The 16,036-nt window shown below is 58.5% G+C and carries 12 protein-coding genes and 3 pseudogenes; 9 read left to right on the top strand and 6 right to left on the bottom strand.

Annotated features, from left to right (window positions below):
- The 4 genes and pseudogenes from AC1DS6_RS33890 to AC1DS6_RS33875 all read right to left on the bottom strand — a co-directional run.
- Positions 1-105: pseudogene (locus AC1DS6_RS33890) on the bottom strand (IS5/IS1182 family transposase); the annotation flags it as partial.
- A 31-nt stretch (positions 106-136) separates the two neighbouring features.
- Positions 137-259: a hypothetical protein gene (locus AC1DS6_RS33885; protein ID WP_441627210.1), complete on the bottom strand. Its 123-nt coding sequence runs from the start codon at positions 257-259 to the stop codon at positions 137-139.
- Positions 260-264: 5 nt separating this feature from the next.
- Entirely contained in the window at positions 265-705 is a 441-nt protein-coding gene (locus AC1DS6_RS33880; RefSeq protein WP_441627208.1) for a sensor histidine kinase, read from the bottom strand.
- A gap of 306 nt (positions 706-1,011) precedes the next feature.
- Positions 1,012-1,829, bottom strand: a pseudogene (locus AC1DS6_RS33875) (IS630 family transposase); the annotation flags it as partial.
- A gap of 129 nt (positions 1,830-1,958) precedes the next feature.
- On the opposite strand from AC1DS6_RS33875, the pseudogene AC1DS6_RS33870 reads away from it, so the two are divergent.
- The 9 genes and pseudogenes from AC1DS6_RS33870 to AC1DS6_RS33830 form a co-directional block, all read left to right on the top strand.
- A pseudogene (locus tag AC1DS6_RS33870) lies at positions 1,959-2,078 on the top strand (HU family DNA-binding protein); the annotation flags it as partial.
- 1,380 nt (positions 2,079-3,458) lie between these two features.
- A complete protein-coding gene (gene wecB, locus AC1DS6_RS33865) occupies positions 3,459-4,670 on the top strand; it encodes a non-hydrolyzing UDP-N-acetylglucosamine 2-epimerase (RefSeq protein ID WP_477104079.1) in 1,212 nt (403 codons plus the stop codon).
- Between the two features lie 99 nt (positions 4,671-4,769).
- Positions 4,770-5,099, top strand: coding sequence for a hypothetical protein (locus AC1DS6_RS33860; RefSeq protein WP_441627202.1), 330 nt, complete (start codon positions 4,770-4,772; stop codon positions 5,097-5,099).
- Between the two features lie 186 nt (positions 5,100-5,285).
- Complete coding sequence (locus AC1DS6_RS33855) at positions 5,286-7,058, top strand: polysaccharide deacetylase family protein (RefSeq protein WP_441627200.1); 1,773 nt, start codon at positions 5,286-5,288, stop codon at positions 7,056-7,058.
- 392 nt (positions 7,059-7,450) lie between these two features.
- Positions 7,451-8,728, top strand: coding sequence for a glycosyltransferase family 2 protein (locus AC1DS6_RS33850; protein WP_441627244.1), 1,278 nt, complete (start codon positions 7,451-7,453; stop codon positions 8,726-8,728).
- 13 nt (positions 8,729-8,741) lie between these two features.
- Positions 8,742-9,827: a bactofilin family protein gene (locus AC1DS6_RS33845; RefSeq protein ID WP_441627198.1), complete on the top strand. Its 1,086-nt coding sequence runs from the start codon at positions 8,742-8,744 to the stop codon at positions 9,825-9,827.
- Between the two features lie 19 nt (positions 9,828-9,846).
- Entirely contained in the window at positions 9,847-10,851 is a 1,005-nt protein-coding gene (locus AC1DS6_RS33840; protein WP_441627196.1) for a hypothetical protein, read from the top strand.
- A gap of 248 nt (positions 10,852-11,099) precedes the next feature.
- On the top strand, positions 11,100-11,933 hold the full coding sequence (locus tag AC1DS6_RS33835) for a YaiO family outer membrane beta-barrel protein (RefSeq protein WP_441627194.1): 834 nt from the start codon (positions 11,100-11,102) through the stop codon (positions 11,931-11,933).
- A 2-nt stretch (positions 11,934-11,935) separates the two neighbouring features.
- Positions 11,936-12,769 carry a hypothetical protein gene (locus tag AC1DS6_RS33830; protein ID WP_477104078.1) on the top strand — a complete coding sequence of 278 codons (834 nt, stop codon included), beginning with the start codon at positions 11,936-11,938 and terminating at the stop codon, positions 12,767-12,769.
- Here AC1DS6_RS33830 and AC1DS6_RS33825 read toward each other — a convergent pair.
- Both AC1DS6_RS33825 and glmS read right to left on the bottom strand, forming a co-directional pair.
- A complete protein-coding gene (locus AC1DS6_RS33825; RefSeq protein WP_441627191.1) occupies positions 12,766-13,707 on the bottom strand; it encodes an alpha-amylase family protein in 942 nt (313 codons plus the stop codon). The genes AC1DS6_RS33830 and AC1DS6_RS33825 overlap by 4 nt on opposite strands.
- A 55-nt stretch (positions 13,708-13,762) precedes the next feature.
- Positions 13,763-15,592: a glutamine--fructose-6-phosphate transaminase (isomerizing) gene (gene glmS / locus AC1DS6_RS33820; RefSeq protein ID WP_441627189.1), complete on the bottom strand. Its 1,830-nt coding sequence runs from the start codon at positions 15,590-15,592 to the stop codon at positions 13,763-13,765.
- Between the last annotated feature and the right edge of the window lie 444 nt (positions 15,593-16,036).

Genomic DNA, 16,036 nt, shown 5'->3' with positions numbered 1-16,036 from the left:
CAGTCCCTCCATCGCTGCCCACTCCATGTCCGTCAGATCGCTCGGATACCGCTTCGTCTTGGCCGCCATGCTTGCCTGCCGCTCTCGATGTTCTTTTTTCCACATCCAAACGTTAGAACACATCTGCGGTGAATTTTCAAACGGGCTCTAAGAACCTGGCATGCTCACTGCGGTGCTCCGTGAGATTGGAAAGCGTCAGCGCAAGGGGAGGCAACAGCGTCAAAATATCGGCATTGGCGGAAATAACGATCTGCAACATGAGTTCTACTCGCAGCGAGGCAGGCGGACAGCAAACACTGTTTCTACTTGGTCGGACCGTGCTGTTATCTCGCCACCGTGGGCTCGGGCAATCTCGCGCGCAATGTACAGGCCCAGTCCAAGGCTGCCATCGGCTGTATGGCTACTCTCATGCACGGGGGCTCGCTTTAGAGGGTCAAAGAGTTGAGCAAGGGTCGATTGCTCGATGGCTTGCCCACTATTCCTGACCTCAAAACGAACTTCCTTCTCGTCGCCGGTCACAACCACTCGCACTGGCTCGTCCGTTGTGCCGTACTTGATTGCATTTACCACCAGATTGCCGAGCAACTGCTGCAGGCGTCGACCATCCCAAACGCCCTGCGTGTCGCCCTCCACCTCCTGATTGATCACGTGATTTGGATGCGGAGTGCGCAAAAGCGTTAGTTCTTCGGCAAACAAATTCGCCAAGTCGACTTTGTCTCTTCATTAGGCCTAAATAAAAGCAGTGTGGTCCTCCAACCAACGAAGCGTAGGTCGATGTGCTGCCCCCCGATTGATCATCGTCTCGGTCGAATGGCGCCATCGGTTCGATCCTGTCCGTTCAACAAGTCGAGCCTACTCGCACACCTATTGAGGCTTGCATAAATGATGACATCACCACAACTCCGCCTGCTTCCAGCACGCGGCAATGATGTTGGCGCGTTGYTGTGCRCTGCGCAGCCGATTGCGGGCGGTYGTTTTGAGTTCGGYGAGCGAGTGTGGGCAGAAGTTGGCCAGGGCATGGCGCTTGAGCCAGGCCCAGAGATACTCCACWGGATTCAGGTCCGGGCTGTAGGGCGGGACAAAGGCCATCTGCACTGCACCGCCAGTGCTATCGAGGTAGTCGCGCACGATGCGACTCTTGTGCTGCGCGGCGCCGTCCCAGATGATCATCAGGCGGCGCTTGAGGTGCGCGCACAGTGCCTTGAGGAACTCCACGATCTGTGCGCTCTTGATCGCGCCGTCGTAAAGGCGGAACAGGCAGTTGTGATAACTCAGGCCCGCGATGGCCGAGACATGTTTCCAGTTGAAGTGGAACTGGATGACCGGAGTTTGACCTTTCGGCGCCCAGGTGCGCACGCGCGTGGGTCGTTCCGAGAGCCCAGACTCGTCAATGAATACGATCAGCCGCTGCTCTCGCGTACACTTTTTTTGAGCGCGGGCCAGGTCTTTTGCTTCCACGCCAGCACGGCGTCCTCGTCGCGTTCGATAGCGCGTCGGTCTGGGCGTTGGGGCGAGAAGCCGAGCGAATCCAGAATCCGCCAGACATGGGCCTCGTTGTATGACACCCCGAAGCGTTGCTCGATGAGTAGGCGCACCCGTTTGAGCGTCCACAGTTCGGTGCCAAAGCCATGCTCCGTGGGGCGCTGCAGCAAGGCACGACACAATTGCTCGCGCTGGGCATCGTCGAGCAACGACGGCCGTCCACGGGCCATGGTGCGCAGCGCGTCSATGCCGCCTTCGTCCAGTCGCGCCTTCCACGTGTACACCGTCTGCCGWGCCACGCCCACCGCAGCCGCAACCTCCGCGACCGGCTTGTTCGCTAACAGCATCCGTCCAGCGCGAACCCGCTTTCTGGTCGCTTCGTCCATCTTCCCAGCCATCCTATCGACTCCCGATCAACGCTTTGATCAGATAACGCGTCAGACTCGAATCGGTTGTCATGATTTATACAAGTCTCAATAGTCGCCGCGACTGAGTTGGACAAGACGACCGTGTAGACCGTCCTGGCCCACCTTGCGAACACGATTGTGAGCGCAATCCACAAGAAGGGCGCGGGAGAGTTCACGCAGTGGGGTCTGTCTGGCTCGCGGTTTGAGCGACTATCGACTTCTGAAAGCGGGAAGAGGCAGTGCCGATTGTGCTTGGGATCGAGAAGGGCGATGAATGGGACTACCGATTCTTCATGCAGGAAATGCTGACCGACGAGCTACGGGACAATGACTTTCTCCATCACATCGGAGATTCGCAATCCTCTTGCCTCTCGCAGAACATGGTGACCCTTGCTGCAAGCGACGCCCGGAAATTTTAGGAGGCAGTCGAAGTAGGCGAGGGGCAGTTGACGCGCAGCGCGGTGTGTCCACTAGCGACATCTAGGATGCCGCTGTACTCCTGGTCACGGCCAGCGGACGAAAAAAAGCTGGTTGTGCTCCCGCCAAGTGATGTGGCGGCCTTGAGGGGGCGCTAGTCCTTGCGCGTCGTGATGCAATCTTCTGTGTTCTGTCATTGCATACAACGCATTTCAGGCAGAAAGCTTTTGCTAGGGAAGATGGTATGGACGCCTCCCCCGGCAACGGGCGCTCACCTGCGAGAGGAACTAAGAGAAGCCTCAGCACGAGGGCACCGCTGTGCCAAAGTGGCGAGTGTGCAACCACCTTAGCGGGAGGTGTCCCAAATGAAGCTCACCGTGATCGGTATGGCCAGGAGCGAGGACGCCTCGAGCAGGCGTTCTCACCGCGGGAACCGGTCGCCCCGACCCTCAGTTTGGCGTGGCAATCTGGCCCTGTGGCTGGCGAGCGACGCTGCTCTCAGTGGTATTTGGGTCACAAAGCCCACCAAGGTTCGCTAGATATTTAAATCTGACCTAAGGCATGTTTCATACATGTAACCCTTTCGTCTTCCTCCTAACACAGCCGTTGATCCTCTCGAGTTCAGCCAAAAGTAGGAGTATTTTCCGGTTTGAAAGGACTGGCTTGGAGCCTCCCCATTTGGATGCAGGTCATCTGGCTGAATGCGCCGGCCTATCCCGGCCAGAGACTCGACAAGCATTTTCGGGGACCTCGTCATCGCGGGATTGGACTGATGCCGCTTGGCGGGGAAGGCAACATTGATACACATCGCGATGCGGTGCGCTCACGCAGCAGCCTTCTGAGAGCCTTGGCCATGCGGGACCGCGCGATTCACTAAACTGCTGCCCTCTCCGGCACGCGCACCCGCCGGCCTTGTTTCAAACCTGCAACCATTTCAGATAAGCGCTGTGTCATGTATTGAATTCATTGAATAGAATCTTCCAATTAATCAATAAGTTACGTTCAGTTGGCACAGTTTTTGCGGTAATTAGTCTCTAGCATCGCGCTGCTGAGAAAAGAACCCCGATCGTTCATGTCATGACTCGACCGGAGAGCCCTGGGAGTCACGAGGATTCTCAGTAGTGGACCCGCCTCACTACGAGAGGATTCCCAATGCCAAAGGTGCTCGCCGTTTTCGGAACGCGGCCGGAAGCCATCAAGATGGCGCCCCTGATTCACAGGTTGCGGATATCAACGGGCTTCGATCTGCGGGTCTGCGTCACCGGGCAGCATCGCCATATGCTCGATCAGGTACTGCAGCTTTTCAAAATAGTTCCGGACTTTGACCTGGATGTTATCAGCGTCGGACAGAGTCTCTCCGACATCACGACGCGGGTGCTCTCAGGCGTTCATGCCGTGTTGGATCAGTACACGCCGGATGCCATGCTGGTTCACGGCGATACCACCACCACCCTGGCGGCCACGCTTGCCGCGTTCTATCGCAACATTTCCGTCGGGCATGTCGAAGCTGGCTTGCGGAGCGGAAATCTCAACGCACCGTGGCCGGAGGAAATGAACCGACGCGTCACAGATGTTATGGCGTCGTGGCACTTTGCGCCAACGCAACAGGCGCAGGACACGCTATTGCGAGAAGGCGTGGACCCCGCCCGCATCAGCCTGACGGGCAACACTGGAATCGATGCCTTGCTCGAGGTCAAGCGCCGGCTGGATAATGATCTGGACATGCGGATCCAGCTGATGGGGCAATACCCCTATCTGGACAGTACGCGCCGGCTGGTGCTGGTGACAGGACATCGGCGAGAGAGTTTTGGCGCGCCGTTCGAACACTTTTGCACGGCGTTGCGCAGGCTGGCTAACCGCAATGACGATATCCAGATTATCTATCCTGTTCATCTCAATCCGCGCGTGCGGGAACCGGTACAAGCGATCCTGGGGGGACATCCAAACATCTACCTGATCGAGCCCCAAGAGTATTTGCAGTTCGTCTTCCTGATGTCGTCCGCCTACATGATCGTCACGGATTCCGGTGGGATCCAGGAAGAGGCGCCCGAGCTGGGCAAGCCGGTCCTTGTCACACGAGACACCACCGAGCGCCCAGAGGCAATTGCCGCCGGCACCGCGCGACTGGTGGGCACCGATACGGAACGTATCATCGCTGCCGCGGAGTTGCTGCTGAACGATCCGGATGAGTACGCCCGCATGTCGCGTGCGCACAACCCGTTCGGCGACGGCCACGCCAGCGAACGCATCGTCAATGCACTGGAGGCGACCATGCCTGTCGATTATCGGAAATACGACAACTCTCGGTTGCCATGGCTGGGCCAGCAATCTTATAGCTGGGACATAAAGCATTCAAATCCATAACTTACCAAGGCTGGCCGCCCCCCCCCAAACATCGTTGCTCGGCGTTTCTTCAGTCCAGGCACCGAAATACGGCCGGCGCTTTTATGGGAGGAGTGAACGATGAGGTTCGCAACAGTGACAACAGCGCTTCTTGTCGCAAGCGCTCTTGCATCGGCACCGGCCCACGCCGCATTGTCGGAAGAGGCCGCGGCGGTCTCGGCTGAAACGCCACTTTATCTGCCCGCTAGCCCGTCGGATCCTGGTGGGCTGAAGGGCTATGACCATGCCAGCCAGTTAGAGGTGGGTGTCGAAGCCGATGCGGTAGGAAAGAACAAGAAAGAGAAGGATAAGAAGAACGCAAAAAAACCCCCGAACAAGGCCGTAAAGGGCCCCAAGGTCAAAGCAGGCTCGTACGCGCTCGCCCCTGCGCCGGGCGCCGAACCGGACTGACACAAGCTTAGGCATTGCGGCGTTTTGCCGCAAACGAGCGTATAGACCCGCGTCCGAGGTGGCTTGCTTGGACACGCACCCGCGAAGCAGCGGGTTGCGCACGGCGAGGCCAATTCAAATCGCGCTTCGGAGAAGACCGTGTTCCACAATCTCTACTCATTGCTGCAAAGGGGCTGCGTACTGGCAATGCTGGCGGTGGCCCTGGCGTTGCCCGCCAAGACTCATGCCGCCACCAACCAGATTGCATTGCTGGTGCCCGATACGATGACCCTGCCCGATCCGCGGGTTTCGGCCTGGCTCGACGCGGCACTGGAAGAAGGCCTGAAGATCACTGTTATCAACGACACGCAGTTCCTCCAGGGTACGACGCCTGCCCAGTTCCCAGGCTTGATCCTGCCGGACCAGGTCCATGTGAACGCGAGCGATGCGCTGGTCGCAGCACTTGAGAATTACACTACCCAAGGCGGCCAGGTGATGCTGGTCTACGACTTCGGCGCGCTCACCACCACCGGCTTCTATTCGTCGCCGAGGAGTCGCCTCAGCAATCTCGCAGGGGTCGACTACGTGCTCTATGACCAACTGGGCGGCTTCATGATTGGCCTGGGACCGATCACTGGCCTGAGCAGCACGCTACGGACCATTCAGGTGGCTCCCGGCAAGTCAATGGTGTGGGATAACACCTCCACGACCGACCCCGTGGAAGGGGTTTCCGGTTACGTCTATGGCTTCCTGACCTATCCCAGCTTCGTCACGCAGGGAAGTTATACCGGCAGTGCCCTGCTGAGCTCGCCAAACTTCGGGCTGGTGGCAGGCTTACGGACTTTTGGCTCGGGCGGCGTTCTGTTCGTCAACCTGCCGCTTGCGTATCTGAAGGGACAGACAGACGGCATGCTGATGCACGGTTTCCTGCGCTATTTCGGCACCAATCTGATGAAGATGCCCAGGCTTTCCGCGCAGCCGAAAGCCAAGGCCGGGCTTGTGCTGAACATGCACTTCTGCGCCGGGGATCAGATTGCGCCCGCGCAGACGCTGAAGAGCTGGGGGATTTTCAACAACGGACCGTTCTCCATTGTCATTACCGCAGGTCCCGATCAGATTGCCTTCGGCGACGGCAAGGGTATCAATCTGTCTCAGAACGCCACAGCCCAGCAGCTGGTTTTGTACATGCAGGGCAAGGGGCACCAGATCGGAAGTCATGGCGGATGGATTCACGATTACTGGGGTGCTAATGCCAGCGAATCCAACCAGTCCACCTTCGAACAGTATCTGGTCCTTAACAAACAGAGCATTGAAGGGGTAACAGGAAAGCCGAGCATCGAGTACGCCGCACCGGAAGGTAATACCCCGCAATGGTCGATAAACTGGCTGGAAGCCAACGGCAACACTGGCTATTACTTCCTCGGGCATACCGGCATGGCGCCCACCCGAAGCTATCGCAACGGCGCGCTGCTAAACAACACCATCCGGGCATTCCCGGTGATGCCCTTCGGCGAGTATGCGACCTTCGAAGAATTCGAGGAATTCGGTGTTCCCGCTTCCAGCATTACCGCCTGGTACAAGCAGTTGATGGACTTCGTCGTCAAGAATCGCACCAGCCGGCTGATCTATATGCATCCGCTCGGCGCGGTGGATTACAAGGGTGTATTGAACTCGCTCTTTTCGCGAGCCACGACGCTGACGCAGAACGGACAGTTCAGCTGGTACACGATGGACACCTTGGCGAAATTCGCCCAACGGCGTCAGCAGACTACCTGGCAGGCGACTGACACCGGCAACGCGTGGACGTTCCAGGCCAGCAATCCGACCGATTTGACGGACATGACCTGGGTGCTTCCCCGTTCAACGTACAACCAGCCGGCCGTGACGCAAGGCCAGGCTGTCGTCACATGGGATACCACGAACTGGCTGGTAACCGCCGGAGCGGGAACCACATTGACCTTCACCAGTGGAAAGCATTAGCGCGCGCAACGGGGCTTGTGGCGATTTCGCGGGGGCGCACAGGAACTGTGCCCCGTGGTGGGTAAACATGAAACTGAGATTCCTCAAGCATGCGCCAAGCGCTTCGCATATTTTTGACTTTGGGCGAGTTACTCGTTTGCATCGGATCTGTCCCGGATGGGGTAGCCGGCGAAGTTGCCGGCCGTGGCGGTACCCCTGTCCGGGCGGCCACGGCGCCGCAAGCCGCGTCGCGTGTCGCCGCAAGTGCCGCGTCGAGTGCGGCAGCAAGCCCAAGCGGCGATCGACTCTTTGCGCTGATAGCACTCGCCAGCCTATCGACGGACACCCCGGAATCCGATGAGCAGGCCAAGCCAGTGCCGCCCCAGCGTATATGGTCCCAGCCCCCCCCGTCTATGGTCACGGTGCAAGCGGGCAGGCAGCGGCTCGTTATTGCGCTCACCGTGGCCCTATTGCTGATCGTCGGGCTAGTCATCGTCTATGCCACGCGCCACTATCTGTTCACCTTGAACCGGTTGTTCGGCAAACAACGTCACCCCTACCTCGACATCGACATCGCGGATTGGCCCACCTTAACGGTCATGATCGCGGCTCACAATGAGGAGGCAGTGATCGCAGGGTCGCTAGCCTGCCTGCTGCGCGCCGACTATCCTGCCGACCGACTCACCATCATGCCCGTGAATGATCGCTCTAGCGACCGGACCCGAGAGATCATCGACGACTTTGTGGTGCAGTATCCTGGCCGCATTTCCCCGTTTCACCGCTCTGCTGGAAAGCCGGGCAAGGCAGCGGCGCTCAAGGACGCGACCGAACGCATTGCCAGTAACATCATCGTCGTGTTCGATGCCGACTACCTGCCGCCGGTAGGACTGCTTAAGCAACTGGTGGCCCCATTCTTCGATCCCGAAGTTGGCGCAACCATGGGCAGGGTGGTGCCGATGAATCTCGGCACCAATCTGCTTACCCGGCTACTGGACCTGGAACGCTCGGGCGGCTATCAGGTGGACCAACAGGCCCGCATGAACCTGAACCTGGTGCCTCAATATGGCGGGACGGTCGGCGGCGTGAGAGTGCGGGCACTGAAAAGTGTGGGCGGCTGGCACGACGATGTGCTGGCCGAAGACACGGATCTAACCTACCGGCTGCTGCTAAGCAACTGGAAGACGATCTATCAGAACTGGTCTGAGTGTTATGAAGAGGTGCCGGAAACCTGGCCCGTCCGTGTCCGCCAGATCATGCGCTGGACCAAGGGCCATAACCAGGCGCTCTACCGCCACGGGTGGAAAATGGCAACTTGCCGCGATCACAATCTCCTCGAGAAGATCGATGGCGTGGCTTTGCTGGGCATCTACATGATGGCGCCTCTGATGCTGTGCGGCTGGCTGCTAGCCATCGCCCTGTTCTATGCCAGCGGCATGCCGCTGCTCGGCGCGGCCATCTTCCTGTTCGCGCTGATGTCATATGGGACCCTGGGAAACTTCGCGGCGTTCTTCGAGATCGCCGCTGCCGTCTATCTGGATGGCAGCCGCGAGCGTATTCGCCTGCTTCCCCTGAATTACTTTGGCTTCCTGGTAAGCGTGGTGACCGTGTCACGGGCTATCGTCAGCCAGATCGCCTTCGACTTCGTGCTCCGGCGCCAAATCCGCTGGGACAAGACGAGGCGTTACCGCTAGGAGAACTGAGCCGATGTGGGCCTTGCTGCTGAGCTTGCTGACTGTGCTCGTATTCGGCCTTCCGCTGGTGCCAGCCGTACTTGAGTGGCAGCGACGGCGCGATATCCGTCCGCTTGCGATCGACAGCGAGCATACGCTTGACGTCGCGGCCGTGGCCGCGGAGCTCCGTGCCATGATTGTGATGCAAACCGAGCCGACGAGGCACGGTGGTGCAGCCCATTCGATCCGCAGTGTGAATGCGGTTGCCAATGTGACCGGCATATGGTTGCCCACCGGGGCGGAGGCAGCCTCGCGAGTCTGCAAGCGGACCGTCCTCGCCAGTGGATCGCTGATACTGCCCGACAGCTTTACGTTCACGCATGAAATATACGGCCCCCGCGGCATCCGGACCGGAAAGAAGAATCACTTGCAGTCCGTTCTATCCGAAGGAGAACTCGCGATTGGAAGCGGCAGCGAACTGCATCGTTGGGCGCATGCACGCTCCGCGCATATCGCGGCGCACTGCCGCCTCGATGGCCCGCTCTCGGCCACGCACACCATTCGCATTGATGAAGGATGCCATTTTGCTTACCTCAGCGCAGGCGTGATCGGATTCGGGATGCACCATCTTGCAGAATCCAGCGCGCCGCGCAGCGTGCGCCCGCAGAATGGCGAGACCCGGACGGAAGCGATTCCGGCACATGTGCAGGCCGCAGGGGAGGGGCGCTGGCTGGCGACGCGTGATCTAACCATCTCCCCCCAAAGCATGTTTCAAGGGGACCTGGTGGTACATGGCGATCTGTGGATAGGCGCGGGCGCCAGGATTGCCGGCAGCGTCAAGGCCAGCGGGAGTATCCGGCTTGGGGCGGAGGTGCGGATAGACGGGGCCTTGATCGCCGCCGGCTCCATGGTGCTAGCCAAATCGTGCATGGTTGCCGGGCCGGTTTCGGCCGAGCGCGAGTTGGACATCGAGACGCTCTGTGTGATAGGGTCGGCAGAAAGACCAACCACGGTGGTGGCACCCGTGATGCGCGTGAGCGTGGGCGCGGTGGTCTTTGGCGCGGCGTGCGCGCTGGAGAAAGGACGGGTCGTGTCCAAGGGCCATATAGACTCACCGTAGCGCACTTCTCACATATGCGATGAAGAAACTTCTCCTTTTGCTACTGCTGCTTGCCTCCCACGTCAACCAGATGGCCTGTGGAGCCGACCTGGTACTTTCCGGCTATCAGCGCCCCGACGGGGCAATCACCACCTATTTTGGCGGCGACACGATCGATCCGTACTTTGCCGCAAAGGCGCTGCTGGCTGCCCAGGACGCCGGACTGAAAACGAACGCGGCCGCGGGCCGGTGGATAGCGTGGCTACTCCCGCGGCAGCACGACGACGGCAGTTTCGATCGCTATTGCTTGAAAGGCCAGCGCTTTGTCTCCTGTCAGGAAGCCGATGCGGATGATGCGTTGATGGCAGCCTGGATGGAAGTGCTGGTGCGGTCCGTGCCGCCCGCGGGCATGCCGGCGTCCTGGAAGAGGAGCTTCGATAAGGCCAGCCGGAATCTCGACACACTGTACGACAAGCGTTCCGGCGTCTACTATATTTCAACCGATTTGCCGGTCGCATTGCTGATGGACAACGTGGAGGTTTCCAGCGCATTCAAGGCTGTCAGCAGCTATTACTTGCGGATGGGCGACAGGGTGGGCGCAGCCAACTGGATGCGTAAGGCCGAACAGCTCGACAAGGACATTCTGCGTGTGTTCTGGCGACCGCCAGAGCGTTTCCTGGTGAGTACCCAGCCACGCGACAAGTCGGAGTTCTATCCCGATGCTGTGGCCCAGATATTCCCGATTCTGGCCGATATACAGCCTGCCAATCGGACCAACGAAAATGCCTATCAGTCCTGGATGAAGGAACATCGCATGACCTGGTTACAGACGTCCGAGGTCGACTTTCCATGGGGCCTGATAGCCCTTGTCGCGGATAAGATGGGAGACAAGGACGCAATCGCGTGCTGGCGGGTACGATCCGTTCAATTCCGGCACGGGAAGCACTGGAATGTGCTTGAGGAGGCGTTGTATCTGGCGTTTGAAGCGAGGCTAACCCCCGAGCAGTCGCTGGCACCCGTTCAGGCAGGCATGAAATGTCGCTGAGCGTCATGCCGCGGGAACGACCATTATCGATTTCTCCCTGCCAAGGGGGGTGTCGTTTCCATTGACGGGTGTCCGATTTTTTTCAATTGCCTGCTGCCGACCAGTGGCCCGCTGCAGGAGGCGTGGATTCAGACTGATTGCCCTTGAAAGAAGGTTGGTGACCTGACTGTCCGCTTGATTCTCTGCAAAGGCAGCTTATTTGGCAAGAGCGCTGACGGCGGTTTCGAAAAAAATACGATAGGACATCAATGGTGACGCTCTCGGATACCTATAGCAGAGGCTTGTGCGCTCTTCTCGGCTTGCTGATGGTTGGCGCAACCAATCACGCTCGTGCGCAGGCAGAGGCCAACGCGCCAAGAACTTTCGCACCCTTACTCACGGGATTCCTGGAGGGTGGTCTTGGACACGCTAACCTCACTGACAACAATTCGAACTGGAACGACCAGTATCTGAGAGGCGGTGTCCACCTGACCCCAAAAGACTATGTAACCGGCGAAATCAGCCACCAGAACCATTTCGGAGATCAAGGCACGTTCTTCGGTGCGGGGTATACGCGCATATTCAATGAGGACTGGTACGGCTTCCTAAGCGCCGGCACCAGTTCTGGGGGGTTCTTTCTGCCCCGGGTCAGGGTGGACGGACTGCTATTCCGAAAATTCCTTGAAAAAAAGAACTTGGTTGCGAGTGTTGGATTTACCTACTACCGCGCCAAAGAAATCTATACAGACAAGACGCTGCTGCTTGGCGCCACCTACTACTTCGATGGACCCTGGATCATTCAGGCGGGGGCGCGTCTGAACCGAAGCGACCCAGGCAATATCCGCTCCAATCGCGGCATTATCGCGGTGACCTACGGCCGTGACAAGGAGCAATACATTACCCTGAAGTACGACGGCGGAAAGGAAGCCTATCAGTTGACGGGGGAACAGTCGATATTGAGCGACTTCACAAGCCATGAGGTTTCACTGGTCTGGCGGAAATGGATTACCAAGCGCTATGGGTTCAACCTTCGTGCTGTGTACTACGAAAACCCGTCCTACAATCGGAAGCAAGCGGAAATAGGTTTCTTCGTCGAGTTCTAGCCATGTCATCCCGCCATAGGGCCATTCCCGAGCATCCAGACAAGGGGGATGCGCTCGGCCTTAAGGTGCTATGCCGCGCCCGGCATCGATCCCTGGACCACCTGACACTATCGGCCCCTAGGCTGGCGATCATCCTGCTGGTGCCAGTCCTGTTCAATGTGGCCGAATGGATGTTGCGCGGCGCACTCAGCGCCGGGTGGGCGGCCATTTTTGAGTTCTGGATTGGAAAACTAGGGATGGGCGGCACCGTAATTCAAAAGCCAACGCCCTTGGCGTCGCTCGAAATCACCCTACCGCACCTGTATGTACCAGCGATAGCACCCAACTTGCGCACGTGGTGGGTGACGGTAGCCGCCACGATCATCGTCGCCTTGCTTACGCTGCGGCTCCCCGATCGCTTTCTGCCACTAAGGTACTTTTTGCAGTTCGCGATTTTCATACAGACCACGGCGATTCTCTTCTTTGCCGTGGCGCCGGACAGCTTTCCTTATACGGTGAGTGGATATGTTGATAACGGGCTGAAGACCTCATTCGCCTTCCTGTTCCTGCTCCCGTGGGGTCATGCTCTGGTTTACTACATCTTCGATTTTTCTTGGCCAAGCAAGATCTGCCTGACACTGTTCACCCTTGCCTTTGTCGTGATTGCCGTACCGTTGCAATTGACGCTTCACGCGTACCTCTTGTTCCAGTACTCCCTGCTGCTGATGCCCTTACTGTCTTTCGTGCTGGGCCCAACTTGGATCGTGTTTGGCTGCATTGCGCTGTATGGCTGGGCGATGAGCTGGGACCGCCTCAACCCTGAGGCCGAGGCGCCGAGGTCTGCGGAAAAAGACTAGACACGGCAGTCCAACAGATGCACACGCCTCTCCTCAGGAAGGGTGGCACGCACCGTGGCGGCGAGTTCGGAAATCCAGCATTCGGCCGCCGCGCTATCCGCCACAACAAGGTACAACCCGTCGATTTGGAAATCGATGAGCCAGTACAATACATTTTCGGTAAAGTACTGCCGTACCGCGGGATGCTGGAAATTGATGGCGTTGCCCGATCCGTTGTACTGGAAGAATGGACTTGCGTAATGGCCAAGCTGGTTTCCCTCGGAAACGAACTGGTCGTACGCAAGGGTCACCAGCACCATCATGCCTAGACCATGGGCCCGGTCCACCAGTGCACGCAGTTGATTGAGGCCCCCGTACGAGCGCTCGGGGGCGAAGGGCAGCGGCGCGTAGAAGCACTTGCATGCTACCGAATCCTGCGCATGAGGGTTCAGGCTGACCGCAGTGAATCCGCGTGCGGCGAGCGCGGGTAGATGGCTGGCAACTTCCATAAAGCTGCAATGGGAGTCATTGTCTGTCTCATGGATGACTGCCTCCGCCAGAGGGCGACCAAGCCAGTCCGGATTGCACCAGGCATAACTGCTGGCATCGCATACGATGCTTGCGCCTTGGACATCGACCGCCTGCGCGCGCGACGCCGGATCGGGTACCGACATGCCGTTGTCCAGGCGAAACCAGTAGCGACTACCAGCACCGCAAGGGGCCTCCACCTCAAGCCAGCCATGGCTCGATTCGCGCATCAACGTTGGTCCGAGACCAAGCACCTCAAGGCGCACCGCCCAGCCTTGCTCGATGGCGTCAGGCGCCCACAAGCGAAAACGGGTAAGACTATTATCGGACAATTGTGGTCCAAATTGCCATGCCATCATTTGCATCCCTCCTGCTTTGGGCCGACGCCACCACACCGAGAGCAGTGCCACCGCACCGATGCGCCACGCCATATCCGAGCACTCCTTGTCGAGAGTAAATCCAAGACATTTCCCTGGCGGGATTCCTTTATTCGACGGTAACCGATTTCGCGAGATTCCGCGGCTTGTCAACGTCGGTACCCCGCTTGCAGGCAGTGTGATACGCCAGCAATTGCAAGGGAACAACGTGCAGGACGGGGGAGAGCATGCCGTAGTTCTCCGGCATGCGGATAACGTTAAGGCCAACCGAGGAGCCGATCATGGTGCCCGAATCCGCGAAGACATACAGTTCGCCGCCGCGCGCCCGAACCTCCTGCATGTTCGACTTTAGCTTTTCAAGCAACGCATCATTGGGCGCAATGGCCACCACCGGCATCTGGTCTGTCACTAGCGCCAATGGGCCATGCTTTAACTCTCCGGCGGCAAAGGCCTCGGCATGGATGTACGAGATCTCCTTCAATTTTAAGGCGCCCTCAAGGGCAATAGGGAAATGCACGCCACGCCCAAGAAAGAGGGCGTTCTCCTTTTGCGCCAGGACGTCCGCCCAGGCCATGATCAACGGCTCCAGCGCGAGCACCCTGGTGAGCGAGGCTGGCAGATTACGCAGTTGCGTAAGGAGGGCCATCTCCTGCGACGGGGCGATCCTGCCGCGTTGCTTTGCCAATGTAATGGCTAGCAGGAAAAGTCCAACCAGCTGTGTAGTGAAGGCTTTCGTGGAAGCGACGCCGATCTCGGTGCCCGCCCGCGTCAGGTAGTGCGATTCGGCCTGTCGCACAATGGCGCTGCCTGCGACATTGCATATCGCGAGCGTGTGCCGATGACCTAGGGATTGAGCGTGCTTGAGTGCCGCAAGCGTATCAGCCGTCTCGCCGGACTGCGAGACTACGACCACGAGCGCGTTAGGATTCGGTACGCTATCCCGGTAGCGATATTCGCTAGCGAATTCCACGTCGGTCGGCAGTCTGGCAATGGACTCGAACCAGTACTTCGCTGTCAGCGCGGAATGGTAGCTCGTTCCGCAAGCCAGCAGGCGTAGTGCGTCGATCTGGTCGAATGTGCTCTGCGCCATTGGCCCAAACAGCTCGGGACCAATCGCAACGAGCTGTTCCGTTCGATCCGCGATAACGGCCGGCTGCTCAAAAATCTCCTTTTGCATGTAGTGCCGGTAGGGGCCGAGTTCAACACTTCCGGTCCCCGTATCGAGCGCAAGCGCCGCACGCGTGACGACGACACCTCGCCGGTCGAACATCGTTATGCCGGCACGCGACAATGCCACCATATCGCCTTCCTCGAGATAGATGAAGCGACTCGCGCTGCCAGCCAGCGCCATTGCGTCGGATGCCAGGTAATTACCGGCCATCCCCAATCCCACTACAAGCGGTGAGCCACTGCGAGCCCCGATCACCTGGTCCGGCTCGTGAGACGAGAGCACTGCAATTGCATAGGCGCCCTGCAACTCGGCCACCGTGAGGCGGACGGCCTCGAGCAAACTGGTTTTTTGTCCGCGGTGATAGTGATAGTGGACAAGATGTGCAATGGCTTCAGTATCGGTCTGCGATTCGAAGACATAGTCGCGCTCGCACAATGACTTGCGTAGCGCTTCGAAATTCTCAATGATGCCGTTGTGGACAAGGGCGATTTCGCCACACGAGAAAATGGGGTGGGCATTGCAGGTGGCCGGCGGGCCGTGGGTTGCCCACCTCGTGTGGGCAATGCCCAAAGTACCGCGCAAGCCTTCCTCGGCCACCTGTTCCCCAAGCTTGGCCACGCGGGCCACGCTGCGCAGGCGCTGCAGTTTCCCTTCCTTGAGCACAGCGATACCGCATGAATCGTAGCCACGGTACTCGAGACGCCGCAGACCTTCGAGCAAGGCAGTCGTGACGTCATGTTGCGCAATTGCGCCGACTATTCCGCACATGGCATTGCTCCTCAAAATCCGATTGTTTAGCGCGGTGTGAAAAAAATCCAAAATGGATAATCCAGATCGACCATCGGGTTTCTAGCGGGAGTGGGGATCGCTCCTAATGCCGGTATCACTAGCGATTTAAGACGATTTTCATGGTTATGATGGGTGTGGCGATGCGTTGGCATTCCACGCTGCATGTGACTTCCAAGTGCCGTTCGCCGAGTCTGTCTCTGGCATCGATACTTCCATCCGGCAGACGAGGAGAAGCGAGAACTATTACAGATGTTAGGACGGCGACATACGAAAGTCAAAACAACGCGCTTTCAGTGGAGAACGATCGAGCAGCGGGTCTTCTGGAAAACTCGCCGAGGGGGCAAAACGTGAAGAAGAAATGTGGTCTTTCTCTATCAAAATGCTAAATGAAAAATTAATATAGTGGCGTGTTCGGCCACTTTG

Source organism: Cupriavidus sp. 05L310 (assembly GCF_056398185.1).
This window is presented reverse-complemented; position numbering and strand designations above follow the sequence as displayed.

Excerpts from the sequence above, each read along its gene's own strand:
- AC1DS6_RS33845 (WP_441627198.1), top strand. The coding sequence starts at position 8,742 with ATGTGGGCCTTGCTGCTGAGCTTGCTGACTGTGCTCGTATTCGGCCTT.
- AC1DS6_RS33855 (WP_441627200.1), top strand. The coding sequence starts at position 5,286 with ATGCTGGCGGTGGCCCTGGCGTTGCCCGCCAAGACTCATGCCGCCACC.
- glmS (WP_441627189.1), bottom strand. The coding sequence starts at position 15,592 with ATGTGCGGAATAGTCGGCGCAATTGCGCAACATGACGTCACGACTGCC.
- AC1DS6_RS33840 (WP_441627196.1), top strand. The coding sequence starts at position 9,847 with ATGAAGAAACTTCTCCTTTTGCTACTGCTGCTTGCCTCCCACGTCAAC.
- AC1DS6_RS33885 (WP_441627210.1), bottom strand. The coding sequence starts at position 259 with ATGTTGCAGATCGTTATTTCCGCCAATGCCGATATTTTGACGCTGTTG.
- AC1DS6_RS33860 (WP_441627202.1), top strand. The coding sequence starts at position 4,770 with ATGAGGTTCGCAACAGTGACAACAGCGCTTCTTGTCGCAAGCGCTCTT.
- AC1DS6_RS33850 (WP_441627244.1), top strand. The coding sequence starts at position 7,451 with ATGGTCACGGTGCAAGCGGGCAGGCAGCGGCTCGTTATTGCGCTCACC.
- AC1DS6_RS33825 (WP_441627191.1), bottom strand. The coding sequence starts at position 13,707 with ATGGCGTGGCGCATCGGTGCGGTGGCACTGCTCTCGGTGTGGTGGCGT.
- AC1DS6_RS33830 (WP_477104078.1), top strand. The coding sequence starts at position 11,936 with ATGTCATCCCGCCATAGGGCCATTCCCGAGCATCCAGACAAGGGGGAT.
- wecB (WP_477104079.1), top strand. The coding sequence starts at position 3,459 with ATGCCAAAGGTGCTCGCCGTTTTCGGAACGCGGCCGGAAGCCATCAAG.
- AC1DS6_RS33835 (WP_441627194.1), top strand. The coding sequence starts at position 11,100 with ATGGTGACGCTCTCGGATACCTATAGCAGAGGCTTGTGCGCTCTTCTC.